Origin of the sequence: Streptomyces flavochromogenes, assembly GCF_000717595.1 — a bacterium.
Classification (GTDB): domain Bacteria; phylum Actinomycetota; class Actinomycetes; order Streptomycetales; family Streptomycetaceae; genus Streptomyces; species Streptomyces flavochromogenes.
The window spans coordinates 1-21,037 of sequence record NZ_JNZO01000054.1 but is presented as its reverse complement, the minus strand read 5'-3'; the positions used below and the strand labels follow the sequence as shown (position 1 = coordinate 21,037).

At 67.6% G+C, this 21,037-nt stretch carries 15 protein-coding genes and 5 pseudogenes; 11 read left to right on the top strand and 9 right to left on the bottom strand.

What is annotated here, in order from left to right:
* Positions 1–493: 493 nt before the first annotated feature.
* Positions 494–655: a hypothetical protein gene (locus IF00_RS0139150; protein WP_030326678.1), complete on the top strand. Its 162-nt coding sequence runs from the start codon at positions 494–496 to the stop codon at positions 653–655.
* A 293-nt stretch (positions 656–948) separates the two neighbouring features.
* Here IF00_RS0139150 and IF00_RS42085 read toward each other — a convergent pair whose 3' ends face one another.
* Positions 949–3,858, bottom strand: a complete 2,910-nt coding sequence (locus IF00_RS42085; RefSeq protein WP_051820873.1) for a helix-turn-helix domain-containing protein — start codon at positions 3,856–3,858, stop codon at positions 949–951.
* Positions 3,859–3,940: 82 nt separating this feature from the next.
* On the opposite strand from IF00_RS42085, the gene IF00_RS0139140 reads away from it, so the two are divergent.
* The gene (locus IF00_RS0139140; protein ID WP_030326674.1) at positions 3,941–4,138 is read left to right on the top strand and encodes a hypothetical protein; all 198 of its coding nucleotides are present in this window, start codon (positions 3,941–3,943) and stop codon (positions 4,136–4,138) included.
* Positions 4,139–4,959: 821 nt separating this feature from the next.
* Here the strand turns inward: IF00_RS0139140 and IF00_RS0139130 are convergent.
* Complete coding sequence (locus IF00_RS0139130) at positions 4,960–5,817, bottom strand: hypothetical protein (RefSeq protein ID WP_245234774.1); 858 nt, start codon at positions 5,815–5,817, stop codon at positions 4,960–4,962.
* Positions 5,818–5,999: 182 nt separating this feature from the next.
* Between IF00_RS0139130 and IF00_RS47925 the strand changes: the two are divergent.
* Positions 6,000–6,751: pseudogene (locus tag IF00_RS47925) on the top strand (IS5 family transposase); the annotation flags it as partial.
* Here IF00_RS47925 and IF00_RS0139125 read toward each other — a convergent pair.
* A complete protein-coding gene (locus IF00_RS0139125) occupies positions 6,741–7,097 on the bottom strand; it encodes a hypothetical protein (RefSeq protein ID WP_030326669.1) in 357 nt (118 codons plus the stop codon). The pseudogene IF00_RS47925 and the gene IF00_RS0139125 sit on opposite strands and share 11 nt — an antisense overlap.
* Before the next feature lie 223 nt (positions 7,098–7,320).
* On the opposite strand from IF00_RS0139125, the pseudogene IF00_RS44535 reads away from it, so the two are divergent.
* A pseudogene (locus IF00_RS44535) lies at positions 7,321–8,152 on the top strand (IS5 family transposase); the annotation flags it as partial.
* Between the two features lie 2 nt (positions 8,153–8,154).
* On the opposite strand, the gene IF00_RS0139115 reads toward IF00_RS44535, so the two are convergent.
* Complete coding sequence (locus IF00_RS0139115) at positions 8,155–8,448, bottom strand: hypothetical protein (protein ID WP_245234772.1); 294 nt, start codon at positions 8,446–8,448, stop codon at positions 8,155–8,157.
* Positions 8,449–8,805: 357 nt separating this feature from the next.
* Between IF00_RS0139115 and IF00_RS48170 the strand changes: the two are divergent.
* Positions 8,806–9,435: pseudogene (locus IF00_RS48170) on the top strand (IS701 family transposase); the annotation flags it as partial.
* Positions 9,372–9,944 carry an IS701 family transposase gene (locus IF00_RS48165; RefSeq protein ID WP_425338361.1) on the top strand — a complete coding sequence of 191 codons (573 nt, stop codon included), beginning with the start codon at positions 9,372–9,374 and terminating at the stop codon, positions 9,942–9,944. The pseudogene IF00_RS48170 and the gene IF00_RS48165, both read left to right, overlap by 64 nt.
* Positions 9,945–10,038: 94 nt before the next feature.
* On the opposite strand, the gene IF00_RS0139105 is transcribed toward IF00_RS48165, so the two are convergent.
* The gene (locus tag IF00_RS0139105; protein ID WP_158710588.1) at positions 10,039–12,456 is read right to left on the bottom strand and encodes a DUF6185 family protein; all 2,418 of its coding nucleotides are present in this window, start codon (positions 12,454–12,456) and stop codon (positions 10,039–10,041) included.
* A 275-nt stretch (positions 12,457–12,731) separates the two neighbouring features.
* Between IF00_RS0139105 and IF00_RS0139100 the strand changes: the two genes are divergently transcribed.
* Both IF00_RS0139100 and IF00_RS44530 read left to right on the top strand, forming a co-directional pair.
* Positions 12,732–13,655, top strand: a complete 924-nt coding sequence (locus IF00_RS0139100) for a transposase (RefSeq protein ID WP_245234771.1) — start codon at positions 12,732–12,734, stop codon at positions 13,653–13,655.
* 160 nt (positions 13,656–13,815) lie between these two features.
* Positions 13,816–14,572: pseudogene (locus IF00_RS44530) on the top strand (transposase family protein).
* Positions 14,573–14,772: 200 nt separating this feature from the next.
* On the opposite strand, the gene IF00_RS0139090 reads toward IF00_RS44530, so the two are convergent.
* The 3 genes from IF00_RS0139090 to IF00_RS0139080 form a co-directional block, all read right to left on the bottom strand.
* Positions 14,773–15,294, bottom strand: a complete 522-nt coding sequence (locus IF00_RS0139090; RefSeq protein ID WP_030326657.1) for a YrhB domain-containing protein — start codon at positions 15,292–15,294, stop codon at positions 14,773–14,775.
* Positions 15,295–15,398: 104 nt separating this feature from the next.
* Positions 15,399–16,169 carry an IS5/IS1182 family transposase gene (locus tag IF00_RS0139085; RefSeq protein WP_030326655.1) on the bottom strand — a complete coding sequence of 257 codons (771 nt, stop codon included), beginning with the start codon at positions 16,167–16,169 and terminating at the stop codon, positions 15,399–15,401.
* A 228-nt stretch (positions 16,170–16,397) separates the two neighbouring features.
* Complete coding sequence (locus tag IF00_RS0139080; protein WP_030326653.1) at positions 16,398–17,216, bottom strand: DUF427 domain-containing protein; 819 nt, start codon at positions 17,214–17,216, stop codon at positions 16,398–16,400.
* A 463-nt stretch (positions 17,217–17,679) separates the two neighbouring features.
* Here IF00_RS0139080 and IF00_RS42070 point away from each other — a divergent pair, with 463 nt between their 5' ends.
* The 3 genes from IF00_RS42070 (at position 17,680) to IF00_RS0139060 (ending at position 20,191) form a co-directional block, all read left to right on the top strand.
* Positions 17,680–18,330, top strand: a complete 651-nt coding sequence (locus IF00_RS42070; protein ID WP_245234770.1) for a hypothetical protein — start codon at positions 17,680–17,682, stop codon at positions 18,328–18,330.
* Between the two features lie 698 nt (positions 18,331–19,028).
* Positions 19,029–19,502, top strand: a complete 474-nt coding sequence (locus tag IF00_RS42065) for a VOC family protein (RefSeq protein WP_245234769.1) — start codon at positions 19,029–19,031, stop codon at positions 19,500–19,502.
* A 479-nt stretch (positions 19,503–19,981) separates the two neighbouring features.
* Positions 19,982–20,191, top strand: coding sequence for a hypothetical protein (locus IF00_RS0139060; RefSeq protein ID WP_030326649.1), 210 nt, complete (start codon positions 19,982–19,984; stop codon positions 20,189–20,191).
* A 47-nt stretch (positions 20,192–20,238) separates the two neighbouring features.
* On the opposite strand, the pseudogene IF00_RS44525 reads toward IF00_RS0139060, so the two are convergent.
* Positions 20,239–20,885: pseudogene (locus tag IF00_RS44525) on the bottom strand (IS5 family transposase).
* Positions 20,886–21,037 lie beyond the last annotated feature (152 nt).

Here is a 21,037-nt window from a genome sequence, read left to right as displayed (position 1 = left end):
TGGTGTCCAGTAGTCGCTCATCGAGGCATTCAACAGCGATCGAGACGCTCTCACCAGCAATATTCCCCACTGTTGGCAGCCAAATGAGATGACCTCTTAGTGCCGGGTCCGAGGGTGTGTGGGGCGGCCGGGAACGCGGATGGACCCCGACCCTGGGGGAGAGGGGTCGGCCTTGGCCTGCTCGGCCTGTGCCTTGGTCTTCTCGGTGCCCGACATGGGGACCTCCTCGTGTAGTACCGGGTTGGTCGTGACCACCGCCTGCTCACGATTCCGAGACCTAAACCCTGCGCGGCTCGTCGACGCCGGATCTCCCGATTCACCGAATGGGGGAGGTCGGCACGAGGCGCGACACGGCGGGAAAAGGCAGGCATCGCCGGGGAGTGAGGAGCCGGGCGCGCATTATGCCCGCCTGCGTCGATAAGAAACAAATAAGAATCATATGCATGGGTGGGGGGGGGTGCCAGGGCATCCGGTGCCTCGGAGGTTGATAACTATGGTTCCCCTGCTTCTTGTTCTTCTGCTCGTTCTGCTCTTGTTCGGTGCCGGTTTCGCGGTGAAGATTCTCTGGTGGGTCGCGATCGCCGTCCTAGTGATCTGGCTGATCGGTTTCGTCGCGCGGCCCAAGAACAGCAGCGGCCGCTGGTATCGCTGGTAGCACGACGGCTCCTGGCGTAGTTCAGGGCCGGCATGACGGTGGCCGTCCACCCCTGATCGAAGGGGGTGGGCGGCCACCGTCATGCCGAAACAAGGTCGCGTCTGTGCCGCCGGCGAAATCGGAACCTGGGGGAGGGCGCAAGGAGCCCCGGTCGAGGCAAACTTGCATGCGCACTTTGCGGGTAGCCGTATGAGTTCCGGGGCGGCAACCGTGACGCAGCAGGGAACCTGCTCACCTCCACAGAGCGGCCGTCCCGGCCCGGGCGGCCGGCCGGAGCGGAATGGTCGTGCTGGTCAGCCGAGGAATTCGGACGCAATCGGCTGCCACGGGGGCGTGGGTACCCCGTCTGGATCCAGCCCGTATGGCCACAGCTTGAGGAGCGTATCCCTCAGCCGCTGACTGGTGAGGGACTTGTCACGAGGGTAGCCCTGGTCAGCGAACTGCCGGGCCAGGGCCTCGATCCGGTCTCCGGCTGCTTCTCTCGCTATGACGAGGCGGACCAGGCACGACCTGTCTCCGTGGTCGAGGGCCTTCCAGGCCAGGGCCTCGGCGTCCTCCTTGTTCCCGGCTTTCTCCCGCATCATGGCCAGTCGGGTCAGGGCAATGGTGTCCCCCTGGCCGGCGATGTGCCTGGCCAGGGCCTCGGCGCCGTCGCTATTACCCGCCCTCTCCCGCAATTCGACCAGGTCGGCCAGGGCACGGGTGTCACCGTGGTCAGCGGCCTGTTGGAAAAGGTGCTCGGCGCCTTCTCGATCCCCGGCCTCCTCCCGTAGACGGGCCAGTGGGGTGATGGCGCTTTGGTCACCGTGGTCTACAGCCTGTTGGAGTAGCTGCTCGGCGCCTTCCCGGTCCCTGGCCTCTCGCCGCAGCGCGGCCAGCCGGACCAGGGCAGGGGTGTGACCGTGGTCGGCGGCGTATTGGAGGAAGCGCTCGGCGCCTTTGCGGTCTCCGTTCTGCTCCTGCAGCTCGGCCTGTCGGGCGATGATGTCAGTGTTGCCGCGGTCGGCGACCTGCTGGAGAAGACGCTCGGCGCGTTCGTGATACCCGGCTGTTTCCAGCGCACCGGCAAGGAGTGCCATGGCATAGGTGTTTCCATGGGCGGCGGCCTTCTGAAAGAGCACCGTGGCGCCTGTCCGATCCCCCTCCTTGTACCGGTGCTCGGCCAGTCGGAACAGGGGATCGGTGTCTTCATGGTCGGCGGCGGCTTGCAGAGCCAGGGCCTCGGCGCCTTTCCGGTCCCCTGCGTTCTCCCGCAGCTGGGCCAGCAGAGACAGCAGATGTGTGTCGCCTTGGCAAGCGGCGTGCCGCGCTCGGGCTTCAGCGTCCTCACCGTCGCCGGCATCGTGCCGCAGTTGCACCAGTTGGGCGATTGCGCGGGTGTCGCCGTCATCGATTCGTTGCCCGAGGATTCGCTCGGCGCGTTCCTGATGCTCTGCCCCTTCCTGCAGCTCGGCCAGCTGCAGCACGGCAGAGGTGCTGCCGTGGGCGGCGGCCTGCTGAAGGACAAGCACGGCGCCTTCTCGATCGCCCGCCTGCTGCCGCAGCTCGGCCAGCCGGACCAGGGTATGGGTGTCACCGTGGACGGCGTGGTGCCGGGCAAGGCCCTCGGCACCTTCCCGGTCTCCTGCCTCCTCGTGCGCCATGGCCAGGAACGACAGCACGGAGGTGTCGCCCAGGGCGGCGGCGCGGTGGCGGAGGTGGTACACCCACTGGAGTCGGTGCCGGCTGTCTGCACCCCTGGCTAGAGTCCGCAGGTCCTCGAAGCGGGTGAGGTGGGTGTGGGCGGCGTGCCAGAAGGAGGCGGGCGGGCAAAGACGGCGGCGGACGGTACGGCCGTGTTCCTCGAGGTAGTCGGCGAGCCGGACGACCGGTCCTGCGGGCCGCTGGGCCGCGGCTTCGGCACTGGTAGCAGGAGCGGGCGGACGTCGGGGAGGCCGCAGGGCCGTGCGGCGCAGGGGTGCCTGTTTGCCGTGCACGGGTTCGGCGAGTTCGGCGTAGGCGAGTTCGGCCCAGTCCTCAGTGAGCTGGTCGTAGTCGTGCTCGCTCAGGTAGTCGGGGGCGGCGTCGGTGAGGAAGGCCTGAGGGAGGTGGAGGCCGACACCGAGGCGGCGGGCGTCCATTGCTACTTCGAGCAGTGCTCTGGCAGGCCCGGTAGCCTGTTCGTAACGCCGCAGGAGCTCGGGCGCCCCGGCCAGGTCCTGGGTGATCAGCCCGCTGTCACGGGCACGGGTAAGAGCCTCCGCGAGCAATCGGTCACCCTGCTCCGCGAGGGTAGCGGCGGCTGTCAGGGCCGCCGCGTCGAAGGCGTCGGGGACGGTCTCCATGTGGCCAGCCAGCAGCTCCCGCACCTGACTGTGCGGATCGCCGCTCGGAGCGGCCAGTGAGGTGTACTGGCGGGCGTACTCGGGCCACAGCGTGACCAGCACCAGGACCGGCCTCTGCTCCTCGTCCATCAGCAGCCGGTGCAGAGCCGCCGCGATCCGTTCGCCGAAGGTATGGTCGCCGAAATAGTGCTGGGCCTCATTCAGCCAGACCACTGTTCGAGGTTCGACCTGTCCGAGCTCAGCCAGTGCGGCCTCCGCACGGGTGGGGTCGAACGGATGCCACAAGCGCCATCCCGCGTTGGCGAGCGGCTGCACCGCCTCCCAGCACGCCCGCGTCTTCCCCGTCGACGACGTACCCACCAGCACCACGATTCGGCTCCGGCCTGCCGCGGAATCTCGCACTGCCTCCGCCAGCACCCGGTCATGCCGGCGCTGCACGTACCCCGGCAGCACCCGTGCCCTTGGCGTACCCGGATCGGAGACGTCCTTGTCGGGGCCTGCTGGGTGGACCTCCAGTTCGTGCGGCTCCCACTGGCCCAGCGGACGACCAGGGGCTCCTACTGCCGAAGCCGTGATCCCGACCCGCTGCTCCTCCTCCTTCGCCCTCCACTGCAACTGCAGCAGCTTGCCGAGTGGCAAGCCCAGCGTCCGGGCCAGCGCGGTCACCGTGTCCACCGACGGCACAGGCCCGCGGGGCGAGATCGCCTGGGAGACGGTCGTACGCCCCAGCCCGGCCTGTATGCGCAGCTGCTCCTGGCTCAGTCCGGCCCGTGCCCGGCCCTCATCGATCCTCCTGCCCAGCTCGATCCCTGGGGCGGTCCGGGCGTTCTGTTCGTCCTCCACGTGCACCCCCAAGACGGTGTGTTCACCCTTGTTCATCTTCGTTCTCGCGAACCATGGCGAACAGCTGGTCGGCGAACTTTGACCACGCCAACAACCCATCTCTTACCGGGAGCTTGCCGTGACGGTCGCCGTCGTCCTCCTCACCACCGGCCTTATCACCGTGATTGCACTGCTTGCCGGCGCCGCAGCCGGCAAGCTCGCCCGCATCGACGGCGCCACCTACCCCACCGCCCTCACTCGCGCCGCCGCCGTCTTCGCCGCCGTCATTACCCTCGCCACAGTAGTCACCACGACCCTCACCACGCTCCTCACTTGAAGCGCGCCGAGCACCCGCTCACGCCAGGTTTCCTCGGGTGTCGTTTCGTGGTGGGGGGGAGTTGAGATGCAGGCGTCGTTGTGTGCCCCGCGACTGGACGGCTTTCCGCTCCCGGGCCGGGGGCCGGTCACCACTTGAGGGCTTCCTCCTCGGCGGTGTAGAGCCTGTACCCGGCCACTGGCACCGCTGGGCCGTCCATCGTCTCGTTCTGTGCTAGGTCTTCTGTCTCCTGGTCTTTGTCGAGACCGTCGAGGCTGTCCGCGCCCGCACACGTGGCCCCCGGCTCCGATTGGGGTGCCTGGGCCATCTCAGAGCGGTGTGGTGGGGGAGTGCGGACTGTGGTGGTGCGGCTGAGGAGGTGCTGCTGCACGTCAGCCGGGCAGACGGCGATGGACGCGACCCCGTACCCCCGGCGACACCCCCTCCACCTCGGCTGCACCCGCGTTCCGCGTCCAGGCCGCCACGGCGGAGGCCCCGCTCCGCTCCACCACCACGCCCATCAAGGCGGCACCCCCACCCGGCACGGCCCGCAGCCGCCGGCAGAAGGGCGTACCAGCCAAGGGCACGGGCCGGCCGCGGCCGCTGACACCGAACAACACCTGACGCCCTCCATGGGCGGGCGGAGTGCCGGTGCCCGGGCGGCGCGACGCCACGCTTGAGCAAGCCGGCCGTACCATGCCCGTCGAGGCGTCCCACTCGCTGCGAAGTGGGACCCACCCTGGTTCCAACCGCTGAGCGCCTGGAAGGAGGCCGGTAGCCCCAGCGTCTGCTTCCCGTCCGCGCCCTGCGACATGGGCGCCGACGGGATGGACTCCCGGCCCTCAGCCGGGGTGGTTTGACGGGGCCGGAGTGACAGAGACGGGCGCCGTCAGAGCCGCGAGCTCCAGGGATCTCAGCATCGCTTCCCGGTCCGCCGGCACGTACTCGTCCCCGGCGGCGGCCGCGTCCAGCACCTCCCGGACCTCGGCGGACGTGAGGCTGCGCGCCTCGGCCGCGGCCAACAGACCATCCGCCCGCCCCCGAGGCAGGCCGCGTTCCGAGGCGATCAGCTCCCGCAGCGTTTCCTCGCGCACTGCGAAACGGCTCATTCCACAGTCGAGGCCGTCATCGTCCAACTCGTCCGGATAGGGCGCACGGGCCCAGGCACCGTTCTCGTACCAGTACACGCAGCCCAGCTCCCAGCCCTCCAACAGCCGGCGCAGGCGCTCATACGGCAGCCAGTCCGGCCCCTGCGCCAGCATGTCGATCGAGGGTTCGTGCCATTTCACGGCACTGGACTCGTCCTCGCCGTACAGCAGGTAGCGGCCCTCTCCCACTGGCTGAAACGTCCACCAAGTGCAGCCACGGTCGTCGAGATGCAGACCCTGTCCGTCGATCCACGTGCCGCTGCGGCGGCCGCCCCGGGCCTCCGCCTCCGCCGTTGCCTCCAGTACGGCGACCAGAGCCCAGCGCGCCCAGAGCACTTCGGCTGCCGGCAGGTCCTCCGGCCGGCCAGGCCTGTCGATCGCCATTCCGTCCCCCAGTCCGTCCAGTCCTCGTACGGCGTCCCGCATGATCGCAGAACCGTGATCGTAGAACAGCGCCGGGACGGATCCGGAACGGATGGGGACGGCGGACGGAGTGAGAAACGGAGGGAAGTGGGTTGAATGGGTGGGCAGCCAGGACGGGAAGGCTGTCACCTACCCACTCTGGACAGCTGCCTCTCAGGCCTGCTGTGCAGCCAGAGGCAGCCCTTGGTCGAGAACAGGTCTTCGACGTCGGCTGTGTCGCTCTCAGGGAGCCGTCCAAGACCGTGTCCTATGCGGTTGGAGGCGGACGAGTCGTTTGTAGCAGCAGCGGGCGGCGGCGAGGCCGAGGAAGGCCAGGTCTACGTCCGCAGGGCGGTGGCCGGCGCCGGGCCGGAGACCGTGAAGCCCTGGCTGCGATCATCTTCGTGGCGACCTCGGGCTGCACCTGGCGGCAACTGCCGCCGGTGTTCGGGGCCCCGCCTGGCCCACGGTCTACCGCCGGTTTTCCCAGTGGAACCGGGACCGGGTCTGGGCCAAGCTGTACCGCGTGATCCTCGACGTACTCGGAGCGCAAGGCGAGCTGGACTGGTCGCGGTGTGCGATCGACTCCGTCAGCCTGCGGGCCGCAAAGGGGGGCCACTGACGGGACCGAATCCGACCTACCGTGGCAAGTTGGGATCGAAGATCCACCTGATCACCGACCGGAGCGGGCTGCCGCTGTTGCTGGGCATCTCCGGGGCGAACATGCACGACAGCCAGGGCTTGAGCCGCTTGTGCGCGGCATCCCGCCCATCCGGTCCCGCCGCGGGCCCCGGCGCCGGAGGCCGGCGAAACTGCACGCGGACAAGGGCTACGACTACGACCACCTGCGCCGATGGCTCCGCCGGCGGGGAATCCGTCACCGCATCGCCCGCAAGGGCGTCGAGTCCTCACAGCGGCTGGGCTCCGGCATCGGTGGGTGGTCGAGAGAACCGTGTCCTGGCTGGCAGGCTGCCGAAGGCTCCACCGCCGCTACGAACGCAAGGCCGAACACCTCCTTGCCTTCGTCGGCATAGCCGCGACCCTCATCGGCTACCGCCGACTGGCTGCCCTGCTTACGGCCTGAGCCGGTTCTCCTGCACGTCGAAACAGACCAATCCCATGGACTCCGCCACGGCCGCCGCGTAGGCGGACGCCTCCTCGGCCATGCTCCACCGCATGGGGAAGTAGATCAGCGGCCCACTGGCCTCGCCGATCAACGGCCCGGTCGACCAGGGCGAGGTGTTCTCCTCGTCCTCGGTGAGGTCGCACCACCGCTCAAGCAGCGCGGCCACGTAAGCCGCGATGCGTTCGGATGGAAGCCCTTCTACCTCGCTGTCGATGTAGCGGTCGTACAAGTCGTTGAAGACTCGGCCGGCGGTCTTGTCATCCGCCGGCCTCTCGCCTTCCCAGACAGCCAGGTCGTAGCTCATGCCAGGAGGCTCTCATGCCGCTCTGACAGCCATAAGAAACGACGTCTTAAAGAGCGTTTTATCCCACTCGGGGTGCTTCTTTGTAGTTCAGGTGGCGGACTGCTTCGGGTTGGCTGAGGCAGTAGACGTCTCTTGTGGCAGATGAGGAGCATGACGGCCTTCGGGGGTCTGTTTCGGCCTCTTGGCTCCTGTCTGATCCCAACACGCCCCCGCTCACGCCGGTTTGCGCCCTGTAGCGGGACGGCGGTCATCGGTCCTGTCCGATGCCCGTTGGAAACTGCTGGAACCAACTCTGACGGCCTGGCGGGCCGAGCGAAGAGGGAAGGGCCTGGACATCGGCCGGCCGCCCGAACATGATCTGCGCCGAATCATGGACGCCATCCTCTACGTCGACCGGACCGGGATCCCCTGGCGGTATCTGCCGCACGACTTCGCTCCATGGGAAACCGTCTACGGATACTTCGCCGCCTGGCAGAAGGACGAGGTCTTCGACCAGCTCAACGGCCTCCTGTGGCGTTTGGTCCGGAAGGCCGAAGGCCGCGATGTCGAGCCCAGCGCCTGCGTGCTCGACGCCCAGAGCATCAAGACCTCGGCCAACGTGCCCGCGGCCAGCCAGGGCATCGACGCGGGCAAGAAGATCGCGGGCCGCAAACGCCACATCGGCGTCGACACCCTCGGCCTCCTCCTCGCGGTCTGGGTCACCGCCGCCAGCATCTCCGACAACGCGGCGGCATCCACCTGCTCTCGGACATCGCCGAAGGCCCCCCCCGCATCACCAAAGCCTGGGTCGACACCGGCTATCGCACCAAGGTCATCGACCACGGCGCCCGCCTGGGCATCGATGTCGAAGTCACCCGCCGCGACCCTGCCCAGAAAGGCTTCAAGGTGATTCCGCGACGCTGGGTCGTCGAGCGGACCTTCGGCTGGCTCATGCATCACCGCCGCCTCGCCCGCGACTACGAAACCACCCCCACCGCTCCGAAGCGATGATCCGCCTCGCGATGATCGACCTGATGAGCCGCAGGCTCACCCGAGAGTCGACTCCGAACGGAAGGACTCATAGCCGCCGGGCCACGCTGACCCGCATGTTCTCCCCCCTCATCGCCTGCGGCCAGCGGCCATCGATAACACTCGCCGCTTCCCGACAGGCGCCGCAGGCATCTTCCCGTTCCGGCAGCCACCCGTAGTCGGACGGTGACATGCCGGCTTCCTGAATGCCGCACAGCGTCTTGTCGAAGATGCCGAACGCGTGGGAGACACCAGAGGCAAGGCCATCCGCGACGGCCTCCTCCCAGCGCATCCCCAGGGGCAGATACGGCGGTTGCGGAATCTCGAACCACTCGCCGCCCACATGGGTGACCGCATGGCACCAGGAACAGGACCAAATCTCCTCTTCCCGGGCCGTCGGTGGTACCGGCCACCGCCACATCGACCGCCCGCACACATCACACTCCACAAGCGGATCCTCACACGCCGGCACGGGCCACCCCAAGCGGCCGGCATCTCCCGAGTTATCAAACGCCCCGGCAAGGATAGAACGCCCTTTTAGTACTCCCGTGAGATTTCGTGTCCTGAGCTGGTGGTTGTCGTTGTCCGGGTATGGAGGCGATAGCTGAAGTAGACTGCTGGCAGGCTGAGTTGGAGTCGGTGTTCGCTCGGGTGGCGGGCCGGTTTGTCCGGGCGGATCTGCGATGGCGGATGCGGGAATGTGCGTGGTCTGCTGGCGCCGGTCGGGCGAAAGAACGGCTGGCAGCTGGCTGAGTGGGCCGGTCACCGTGATCCGGCGGGCCTGCAGCATCTTCTCAACGGTTCCCGCTGGGACGTCGAAGCGGTCCGGGACGACCTGCATTACTACGTCGCCGAACGGCTCGGTCCGGGCGGAGTGCTGATCATCGACGACACGGGGTTCATCAAGAAGGGCACTACGTCGGCCGGGGTGGGCCGGCAGTACACCGGCACCTCTGGAAAGATCGACAACTGCCAGATCGGGGTGTTCGCCGCCTATGCCACCGGCTCGGGCCGGGCCCTGGTGGACCGGGAGCTCTACCTGCCCAAAGCCTGGACGTCGGATCGTGACCGGTGCCGGGCCGCGAAGATCCCCGACGAACGCGGCTTTGCGACCAAGGGTGAACTGGCCCGGGACATCGTCCGCCGCTGCCTGGCCAGCGGCATGCCCGCCAAGTGGGTCACCGCGGACGAGGCCTACGGACAGGACTGGCACTTCCGCCGCCTGCTCGAGCAACTCGACATCGGCTACGTGGTGGCAGTGCCCAAATCCCAGCAGATCAAGTCCCTGGCCGGCACCTGCGCATCGACCAGCTCATCGACGAAGCACCGGCTGACGCCTGGCAACGGCTGTCCTGCGGCAACGGGGCAAAGGGACCGCGAATCTACGACTGGGCTGCGGCCAAGCTGCCCGCCAACATCGTCTTCGACCCCGACCCGCCGACCCATCACCGCTGGGTCATGGCCCGCCGCAGCATCTCCGACCCCGGCGAGATCGCCTACTACCTCGCCTACGCACCCGTCGGCGTCGATATCCCGGAGCTGGTCCGGGTGGCCGGCTCCCGCTGGGCGATCGAGGAGTGCTTCCAGGCCGCGAAGAACGAGTGCGGCCTGGACCAGTACGAAGTCCGCCGCTACACGGGCTGGTATCGGCACATCACCCTGGCCATGCTCGCCCACGCCGTCCTGACAGCACTCGCCGCCCAGGACTGTGAGGCCGCAAATGGGGCTGCAGAAACGGATCAGCCCTCGTCCCGCTCACCGTGGCAGAGATACGGCGCCTGCTTGACACTCTCCTGCCCCACCCCCGGCCCCATGACGACAGACGCCTGCATGCCCTGAACTGGTCCCACTGGCGCAGACGCCACCAAGCCACAGCCCGACACTGCCACTACCGAAGAAGAACCAGCTCAGGACACGAAATCTCACTGGAGTACTAGGGGGTGGGTGACGTCGAGGCCACTTCCGAGAGGGTCTTCCAGAGCGTGGCGAGCGCGATGAGTTGTGCCACGAAGAACGCCACAGAGGCGAAGCGCATCTGGTAGATGTAAGCGACCATGCCGGCGTTGGTCGCCCAGTAGCGGCGCTCGTTCTGGAAGGTCTGCAGGTCCATCACCAGACCCGTGCACGTCATGACCGAAGCGAATGCCGCGATCTCGCCGATCAAGGAGGGCACGCTCTCTCCGAGAGCCTGGGCGACGAGGAAGTCGGCGACTTCCGGAACGGCGAACGCGAGCGCGACGAAGAGCGCCTTCGTCGGCCCGTGACGGCCCGGAAGATCACGCCACAGCGCCCCGAGGAAGAATCCCGCGACGAGCCACGCGGTCTGCCAGAAGAAGATGAGGAACGTGATCCCGAGGAATCCCACCGGATCCTCCGCGTTCACCGTCCAGGAGTCATCCTTCACCGCGTACGTCCAGTACAGCAGGCCGGTCGCGGGCAACCCGACGAGAGACGCGATGACGGCCCCCCGGCGAGCATTGCCCCACCACGTGGTCAGAGGGCCACAGGCGAACGGAAGATCGACCGGTCTGACGCCGATCGGCAGCGACTGGTCCAGTCTGTCGATCTCGGCCTCGAGCGACTCCCGCTCGGCATGCTCCGCCGGGTTTGCCGTGCCGAGGTGACTCAGGCGCGCCTGGAGTTCCCGGAACCGGCGCGCCAGACGCAGCACGTCGGCCCGCTCGGTCTGCGAGATCGTCATGCCGAGCGGCACGTTGTCGGCGAAAGGCCGCTCCAGAACGGAGACGGAAGAACCCAGGGCCAGGACGCCCCAGGCCGCACACATGCACAGCAGCAGGGTGAGGGCGTAGGCGGAAAGACCGTAGTAATCCCCCAAGGGCGCGAGAGTGATGGCGAAGAGGACCACGAGGAGGAACTTCTCCGCCGGCGCGGGTGTGAACGCCGACCTCTCGTACTGTTCGACCCGGCAGACCCGCAAGACCCCCAGCACTGCCAGCGGCGCCAGGATCCCCACGAGGCCCAGCATCAGAATCAGAGCATAGTTCGGGAAATACAACCACCAGGTGTCGAGCGTCTCTTCCCACAAGACCTGGAATTCCGGTTGACCGGGGTCGGCGAGCCAGCTGATCCGGTCCCAGTAGCGTGCGAAGGCGAGATAGCCCCACAGGACGGTGACCATCGCCGCCGTGATGGCGGCGGGGACCATCACGCGCGGCGGGATCCGTGTCTCCCTGATCAGCAGGATCCGTTGCCCTGCGGCGATCACCCCCAGCCAGCACACTGACATCAGCGCACAGATGGCGAGGGCCGCCACAGTCCATCCCGGCGGGGACAGCAGAACGTCGGATGTGGGAAGCAAAGCGAACTCGAACACCTCCGACACCACGTACCAGCCGAGGATCCCCAGGGCGAGTACGCTCACGCTCACCCGCAGGCGCTTGGACCGGCTGCCGAGGAGACACAGCGCAAGTCCGAGAAATGCCAGGCTGAACACCGACAGCATCGGCGAGTAGTCGAAGTCCCAGCCCATCAGTCGGCCGAGAAGCCGGTACAGGTTGTCTCCGAGGTAGACGAGCAGGCCCAGGAAGATCAAAAGGAGCGACCACCACCGCAGAAAGCGCAGCGCTGTCGACTCCGCCGGCATCGTCCTGCCTGCCAGGCTGCTCCTGAGTCGCCCAGCCGCGACGAGCAGCAACGCGCCCGAGGCGACATACCAGAACGCTCCAGAAGCGCTCCAGACGCCCCACGTCTCCCACGCCTCCCAGAGCGGCTCCGGCGAAGTGGTGACGATGTTCCACTGCTGTACGGCCGGTGGGCGGAACGTGACCGCGGGATACTGGTCGGGCGTCTTGTGCCGCCAGCTCAGATTCGTTCCGCCTTCGCCGAAGGCCGGCGGAGGCGTGGCCGTCAGTGCGCCCTTACCGCCCAGGTTGACCTGAACGCTTTCCCAGTTCGCGCTCTTCAGAGCGGGCGAAGGCTTCAACTCGACGAACCAGTACTCCGTCGTCACCGTCAGCTCCCACGGGCCGACAGCGGAGAGCGAGGACTGGACCCAGGTGCTTGCCTCGTAGTGGACCTTGACCCACTGGCCGTCGGCCTTCACGGCCAGCGGCGTGAACCGCCACTCCTCGTCAAGGGGTTTGCCCTGCCCCAGCGAGGGTTTGCCCACCAGGCATGCCAGCGCCGATCTGTAGACCGGTGAGTGGGTGTCCAGGAGCAGTTCGGAGGCACGAGCCCAAGTGGCGGGCACGCTGACGTCCATGGTGCTCTTGAGCACGCTGTAGTCGTTGCCGCGGTGCTCGAAGACCGCCAGCGCCGTCACCTTGGCCTTCTTGAGCTGATCGGCTCGGCAATCGGGCGAGGCGTGTTCGGCGGCGTCGGCCCTTCCCATGACGGGGAGGACGAGACAGAGGAGCAGCAACAGTACGTGCAGAGGGCGCGGTGCGGAGCAGCCGTGACTGGTCACCGCCCCAGAATCCCCAAGATCCTCCCTGCGCGACGCGCACCGCACTGACGCTCAGGCAAGTCCACTCCAGCAGCCGACACGTCTGCCGTACCCGTCAGCCGTGGTCAGCGATCGGGAAGACGTCCCCTAACGAGCTCGTGCACGGTTAGCGGTGAGACGTCGAGCCCTGGATGGTTGATCATGGTCGAGTGGTGGGGACCGTGACTCGTGCAGTGATCGTCGGCAATCGCCGGATCACGGGGCTGTCGGCTGATGTGATCGCTGAACTCGTGACCGAGTTGGGTCCGTTGTGGCACGAGCGCCACCAGGCCAGGCTCGCCTCTCGGCCGCGGAGGCGGGCTGTGGGCGCCGGTGCGAAGTACCGGTTCGTGTTCGTCGACCGGCTCCTGGCCGCGCTCGTCCATCTCCGACACGGGGCCACTCACGATGTGCTGTCCTGCTGGTTCGGTGTGGACCGTTCCACCATCACCCGGGCCGTCGGTGAGGTGAGGCCGTTGCTCGCCGAGCGGGGGTGCACGATCAGCCCCGGCGTCCGGCTGCGAACGCTGGCGGAGATCATCGATCACCTCGGAGCCAGTGGGCAGACCGGCATCGTCGACGGCACGGAGATCCGGGTCCGACGGCCGGCCACCGGACGCACGGACCGGGACAAGTTCATCTCTGGGAAGAACAAGCAGAACGCCGTCAAGACCATGGTCCGCACCGACGAGAACGGGCGGGTGCTGTTCTGCAGCCCAGCCAGGCCAGGCAGTTGCGCGGACATCACCCATGCTCGCCAGTTAGGGCTGGTCAAGCTCCTGGCGGACGGCCCAGCGGTCGAGATCCTCGCGGACGCCGGCTATCAAGGCCTCGGCGCCCAGACCGGTGGACGCGTGGTCACATCACCACACCGCAAGTTCAAGAAGGACGCCCCGGACTGGTACGAGGAAATGCACGAACGGCGGCGCAAGGCGCATTCGTCCCGGCGGATCCGCGTCGAGCACGGCATCGCTCACCTCAAGAACTGGAGAGCACTGGCTCGCCACCTCGGCCGCCGCGAGCACGTGAGCGACACCATCCAAGCAGTTGCCGGCCTGCTTTCCCACCAGCAGACTGCGGACCTGGACCCGGAACGGGAGAGGTGAGCACCGGGTCTCACCGAGACCCTCGGCATCTCACCGCTAACCGTGCACGAGCTCGTTAGTAAGCCCTTTCTGACCTGGCGATGCTGGCTCCGCGTGGGACGGCTCTACAGAACGACAAAAGCTCCTGGTAGACGGGTTCACCGTCCGCCGGGAGCTTCGTGTGCTCGTCTACCCGTCGTCGATCGACCTGTCCAGTCGCACCTTGCGTTACCTGACAGGACGGCTCGCTGCCCGGCGAGGGGAGATCGGGACCCGGTGGCGGCGTCTGACCGCCGGCCGTCAGGCTCTCCTCGCCCTGGCCTATCTGCGGTGCGGTGACACCTACGCCCAGCTTGCCGCCGGATTCGGTATCGGCATCGCGACCGGATACCGCTACATACGCGAAGCCGTCGACGTACTGGCGGTCCTCGCGCCGACCCTGGCCGAGGCGATGCGCGTGGCGCGGGCCAAGGCGTTCGTGATCCTGGACGGCATCCTGCTGCCGATCGACCGCATCGCCGCCGACACCCCGTACCACTCGGGCAAACACACGCGCCACGGCATGAACGTCCAAGTCCTCACCAACCCGTTCGGCCGCCTGCTGTGGGCCTCGCCCGCACTGCCCGGCTCCACCCACGACCTGACCGCCGCCCGCACTCACGGCATCATCGACGCACTCACCGAACGCCGACCTCAAGTACTGGGCCGACAAGGCATACCAAGGTGCCGGCGGCTCCATCCGGGTTCCCTTCCGCGGCCGTCGCCACAAGCGGTGGCAGCGCCGCCACAACAGCACACATGCCAAGATCCGCTGCCTCGGCGAGCAGGCCATGGCCGCCCTGAAGACCTGGCGTCTCCTACGGAAACTCCGCTGCAGCACCAACCGCATCACAGCGATCGTCCAAGCCGCCCTCGTCCTTCACCACGCGTCAGCGTGAGGTTGGAAAAGGCTCCGTGACGTGGCGTCGAACAGAGAGCTGCTGCAATGGGGGTCCATCCAGTGATCGGGCGGTACTCCCACTCAGGAGTGGTCTGACTACTCTGACCTGCTCGCCTAAGGGCTGTCCTGCAAGTGATCTCAGGCCGCGTTTGAGGTCTGCCGTAGCCACACGATCTGGGCCTCGCCCTCACAAGGGGACTACAGGCGGTCCGGGCCGGCCACTGTTTCGATCGCCAGAGGTGGGCAGACCTCTTCTTCCCTGGTGAGGTCCGCCAGCTCGTGTGGCGGCTCGGCTCCGTTTCGGACGGCCATGACGTAGGTCCTCGCCTCCCGCAGGCTCAACCGCGGAGCCTCCTTGCGGAGGTGATGCATCGCGGCCACCGTCCCGGCGGAGTTCATCAGCGCGAGCACGGAAGCGGCCAGGGGGTCGGGCGCCCGTACCCCCTTGATCTGCCGGAGGTAGAGCTCCTCCCAGTCCTCGCCCACCCACGTGGTGACAGGGATGTGGTGGACGCTCCCGTCGTACTGGTCCACCAGGTAGGGGCCGCCGCCGACGAGGAGATCGCGCAGATCGCGGGTGCGGGCGTACTCCGCCGAGTTCCAGAAGACGAGCCAGCCCAACGCGTGCTCCTTCACCTCGTGGACGACCAGCTCGTGTGCCAGCCGCATCGTGGCCAGCAACGACTCCACCCGTTCGACGGCACGCTCCTTGGAGATCACGCCTTCATCATCCACATCGGGTCAACCAGATTTCCCACCACGCCAGCACTGCGCACTGAGATGCCAAACGCGGTCGCAGACGCGGTCCTGTAGGCATAGATCCGCTATCCGGTCAGGGCAAGGTTGTGAAGGCGGGCGATGCCGAGCATGGCGTGGTGGACGCCGTCGCCTTTCAGGCGACAGTCGCGGAGGATCTTCCAGGTCTTCATACGGGCGAAGGCGTGCTCGACACGGGCGCGAACGTGGCGGTGAGAAGCGTTGTGGTCTTCCCTCCAGGCCGGCAGTTCGCTCTGCCCGCGCCCGCGGCGGTGCGGGATGACCAGGCCGGTGCCCCGATAGCCCCCATCGGCGATCACGGTGGTGCGGCCGACGGCTTCCTCGGCTCCGGACAGTGCCCACGCCTTGCAATCGTTGCGGTTGACGGGCAATGGCCGACCGACCACCGCGACCAGGCGGGTGTCGGCGTCGATGACCACCTGATGGTTGGTGGAATAGCGATAGTTCTTTGACCGCTCGGCCACGCTGTGGTCCCGGGTGGGTACCAAGGTGCCGTCCACGATCAGCACCGCGTCCTTGGCGAACCGCCGACGAGGGCGCAGCGCAAACCTCGGGCCGAGGTCGTCGACCACCCGGTCCACCGTCGACTTCGACACTCCGAACAGCAGGGCCAGTTGCCGCATCGTCAAGTTCGTCCGCCAATACACGGTGACCAGCAGCACCCGGTCCTCCAACGACAGCTTCCACGGCCGGCCCCGACCCTGGGATTCGACACCCTCGCGACGCAGCGCGGTCACCAACCTGCCGAAGACGCGGGGACTCAGACCGGTGAACGGAGCTATCCATGACGGCTCGGACGCCGTGATCACGCCTGACACGGTCGAGATCATCGCAGAGCAAGATCGCTTACGGGACAACCCTTAGGGGGCGATCCCACTCGGCTGTACAGCTGACTTCCCGGACAATCGGCGCCCCGAGGGGTGACATGCGTGCACGTCGTCGGTGGCGCGGGTCGGGAATCGCCCGGAACGGCCGCCCCTTCCTCGGGGATGGCGAGCCGGGTCTCCGATGACTCTCGCCATCCGGCGGGGAGGCCCTGTGGGGATCTATCGTGACGGGCGACTGAAAAACGTGACCGGTCGTTCCCGCCGTACTCCGTCGACGACGACATCGACGGACTCGTCGTAGAAGGCCACCCGGTCTTTGATGATTCCTACGGAGGGCAGGGGGTCGGGGTAGCTCCAGGCGATGTCGGGCCGCGCGTCGGCGTCGCCGGCCCAGGACCAGTACTCGCTCGCCACACCCTTGTACGGACAGCGGGTACGCCCGTCGGTACGGGTGAAGAGGTCGAGGCGGACGTCCTCCCGCGGGAAGTAGAAGCGCACCGGCAGGCCCGTCTCGAAGAGCAGAACCGGCGTGTGCGTGTCCGCGACGATCGTGCCCTCGATCTCGACCTGGACGTGTCGACTGCTGGGCAGGGCGTCCACCCGCTTGTGAGGGTCACGCGGGTGCACGAAAATCTCTTCGTCCTCCTCGTACCAGTGGTCGAGAACCTCGCGCCCGAACCATTCGAAGCTGATGCGGCCGGCCAGCTCCTCTCCGGGGTAGGTCCAGGCCGCCGCCCTGATGGTCCGGTCAGGGAGCATGAGATCGTAGAAGACCGTCGCTCCCGCGTGACGCCGCCGGTCGGCGGGCCGCTCCGTCCTCCGCAGCAGGTCCGTCCGGACGTCGTCGGTCGGGAACGCGTAGAGGGGTACGGGGCGACCGGGCTCCCACACGAGGACCGGTCTACGGCTGTCCACGATCGTGAGCTCCCCTGCCGTCGCACGCACCCAGCGCTCCGCCGGCTCCCAGAAGACGCTGTCGGACTCGTCCTGGCGGCGTACGACGGGCACGGCTTCCGGGTCGGCATTCGGTGCGGTCATTGGTCTCTCCTCTCGCTCAGGTTCCTGCCTCCGGTTGTCTGGACCTGTGTCGCGGTACGGGTGGCAGTCGGTGTGGTCCACGCTGCTCCGGATCCCGGCCGATGGCAAACGGCCCGCCGTCGCTCCTGCCGGCGCTTCGAAAGCGTCCCTCGGGCCTTGGGTGTCATCTAACCGTGTCGTCATCCGCCATCGGATCTCATTGGATCGGAGCCGCCGTCGGGCCCCAGATCGACTAGCCAGGTGTGGCCACTCTGTGAGCAGCAGATGCGGCGGACTGGCACGTAGCCTGAGCCCCATGGCCCGTCGTACCCCTCCCCGCCCGTTGGACGTGGAGCGGCTGTTTCCCGAGGTCGCCCCTCTTCGCAGGCGGACGGTGCGGCTTCATCCGCGGGCTGGTGCTCCGACGTTCTGGGACAGTTCGGTGGGTGGTCCGCTGCTGTGGCCGGCCGAGGAGGAGTGGCCCGTGTGTCCGGTGCACCACCGGTCTCCGATGGTGCCCGTCGTCCAGGTCCACGCTGCCGACGCCCTCGGGCTCGTACCCTTTCCGGCCGGTTGCGATCTGCTGCAGGTGGTGTGGTGCCCGCGACGTCACGACGGCTGCTGGGTGCTCCCCGAGGTGCGCTGGCGCGACGCGGCGGCCGTCGGTGCCGTAGGCGAGGCGCCGGTGGTCGACGGCGAGGTCCCGTCCGGAAGGGTCCCGCGGCCGTGCGTCGTCCACCCGGAACTGGTCGAGGAGTACCCGAGCTGGGATCTGCCCGATGAGTTGTGGGATCTGCTGGAGCCGCGGTTCGAGCAGGTGGAGGCGGCGACGGGCCGGGACTACGAGCGCCATCTGGCCACCGCGTCCGGGACCAAGCTGGGTGGTTACCCCGGCTGGTGCCAGGATCCGCAGTGGCCGGACTGCGCCGGGTGCGGGGAGCGGATGGAGCACCTGCTGACGGTGGAGAGCTGGGAGGCGGACGCCATGTCCCAGCTGACGTGGACTCCTGTGGAGGACCAGGGCGTTCGGTACGAGGACACCGGTCTCATGCTCGGTGACGCGGGCGGTGACTACCTCTTCGAGTGCCGGCGCTGCCCGGGCCGCCCAGTGCGGGATCGCTTCGACTGTTCCTGAGCACCACGCGCTGCTCCTGCTTGTGGGGTGGCCGGTTCCTTCCCTGTGGACGGTGGGTGGATCCGCCGTGCGAGATACGGAGCGGCCCGACCCCGATCACCATGACAGCCCGTACAGCGCCATAGGGCAACCCCATGCCGCGTGCCTCGGCGAGCGTTGCACCGGAAGGGGGCTGGAGGGTTGCTTCCTCTCGGCAGAACGCCACGCTCCAAGGGGCGCCCGCGCCTACCCCACCTTGAGCGTTGCTCCCGGGCGTTTCCGACGAGGCTGGCCCGGACGTCGGCTGATAGCGACTGAGGAGGGCGAGAGGCGCTGTCCGAGGTCTGGATGGACGCCATGGTCGGCCACGGCTCCCTGCGGCCCGAGCATCGGCTCCGCAGCTGCAGCGCGTGCATCCGCCTGCGGCATGGAGAGCGCCGAAGCGGGCAGCTGCCCGGTGCAACAATCCTCGGCCGCCGCGGCCGAGGCGGCCTCCGGAGGGAGCATCTTGCGGTTCTGGTGGCAGCCGACATGATTGGCGCGCCTTGTGGCTGAGTCTGACAGCCCGTAACCGTGAAGCCGCGGAGCGTTTCTACGAAGCCGTACGGGGGTGAACCTTCCAACAGGGGAGTTTCGGGAGGGCATTCTTGGTTGCGGAGGTCGAGGGCACTGTGGGCGTGGGTCCGGTGTGCTATCCGCCCAGAGGCCGGGCCGCGTTGGTGGCTGACCGCGAAGGCGCCGTCTTCGGCGTCTGGGAGGGAGGCGTTCTCGCCGAATGGAGTATCGGAGGTGAAAGGTCGCCCGCCTGGCTGGAGCTTCGCACGGCTGACGCGTTCGACGCGGCGCTCTTCTACGGCGCGGTCCTGGAATGGGGGCAGGGCGACGGCGATAGATATAGCGACACCTCCTACGAGGAGGATCAGGTCGTGTTGCGTCGCCGAAGGCGACCCGTGGCGAAGCTGAACAGCGGGCCGGTCGAGGAAGCCACGCCGCGACCGCAGCTGAGGCCCCGCTGGCTGGTCCACTTCAAGGTTCCCGATCTGGACCGGGCGACCGCGCTGGCGCTGGAGAACGGTGGCACTACCGCCACGGGCCCGGAATGGGGAGGCGGGGGACAGGTGACCCTCCAAGACCCCGACGGTGGGCTGTTCACCCTCGACCAGGTGAGTCCCTCACCGAACGGCAACGCGTAGGTGTGCCTGTCCGTCGCGTTGTACGAGCGAAATGGTGGTGACCAACTCGTGGGCCTGGTTGCCGGGGGCCCCGCCCCTCTCGGGGGTGAACCCCGCCCAGGCCGAAGAGCAGCCGGGCCAGGCGACGTACCTTGCCCCTGCCTGCGCTTATCTCTTGCGTGCCTTTGTCACCACGAACGCGCCTGCGACGATCACGATCAGGACGATGGCGATGATCCAGAAGGGCGGAGTCCCGTGGCCCGCTCCTTTGGCCAGGAGCTGCATGTGCGACATGTCGTTCCCCAGATATTCGTATCGGTTGTCCTGGGCTGCCGGTCGGCTTCCGGATGCCGCATACCCAGCGAACCCGCCCGACATCGTCGGCAGATCGCCCCATCTTTCTGTCACGGGCAAGATTGATGCCCCATACGGCCTAGGCACTCTCCGGCGGATCAGTGTGAGACCTCCTGCCGACGAGGCAGGTTGGCTATCCTCGCGTCGTGAATAGTCACGCGTTCGAGCTGATGTGGGGAGGCGTCGCTCTCGTGGGCGGGGGGCTCCTGGCCGCTAACGTCCGAGGGGTGGCCGACCGGTTCCAGGCGATGTCCTACGCCTACCGATCATGGCCCGGCAGCGTCACCACGTGCAGAGTGATCGGAGGCGTCTTCGCCTTCGTGGGGGCGGGGATCCTTATGGCCGCCGGACTCTGAACCGCACGTGGTGCGATGGCGCCTGCGTTGTTGCCTGACCTTGATGGTCAGGGCCTGAGCCAGAGCCGAATCGCCGCGGCCGCGACGGTGCCATGGAAGATGTAGGCCCTCTTGTCGTAGCGGGTGGCGACGGCCCGGGAGTTCTTGAGCCGGTTGATCGTCCGCTCGACCTCGTTGCGGCGCTTGTAGATCTCGCTGTCGAAGCCGGTGGGGCGGCCGCCGTTGCTGCCGCGCCGTTTGCGGTTGGCCCGCTGGTCCTTCGGCTCGGGGATGGTGTGCTTGATCTGCCGTCTTCGCAGGTAGCCGGTTGCGACGTGAGCTGTATGCCTTGTCGCCGCCGAGGTGGTCCGGCCGGGTGCGCGGCCGTCCGCCTTGCGGGCGGGGAACGCGGACGCGTTCGAGGACCTCGATCATCTGCGGTGCGTCGCCCCACTGGCCGGGCGTGACCAGGAACGCCAAGGGCCGGCATCCGCCTTCACCTGCGAGGTGGATTTTGCTGGTCAGACCGCCCCGGGACCGTCCGAGTCCTTCGTCAGGGCGGTGGTGCCGGGGCGTCGATGCCCGTGCGCACCCGGAACAGAATCCCGTTGATCACCCTGCGGTGATCGTTCCACCGGCCGCCACGCTGCCCAAACGCCGGCAAGTGCGGTTCCAACTGGACCCACTCGGCGTGCGTCAGATCACCCCGCCCCATGCCAGGAACAACGAGCCTCTGATCCGACAGTCACATGATCCGCCGGACAGTGCCTAAGGGCTGTCCCGCAAGTGCGGCCGTGTCTTGACCTGAGACCGGCTCGATAGGGTCAGGACCGCAGCCGACGGAAGAGGATCGTTCGATGGCGACGT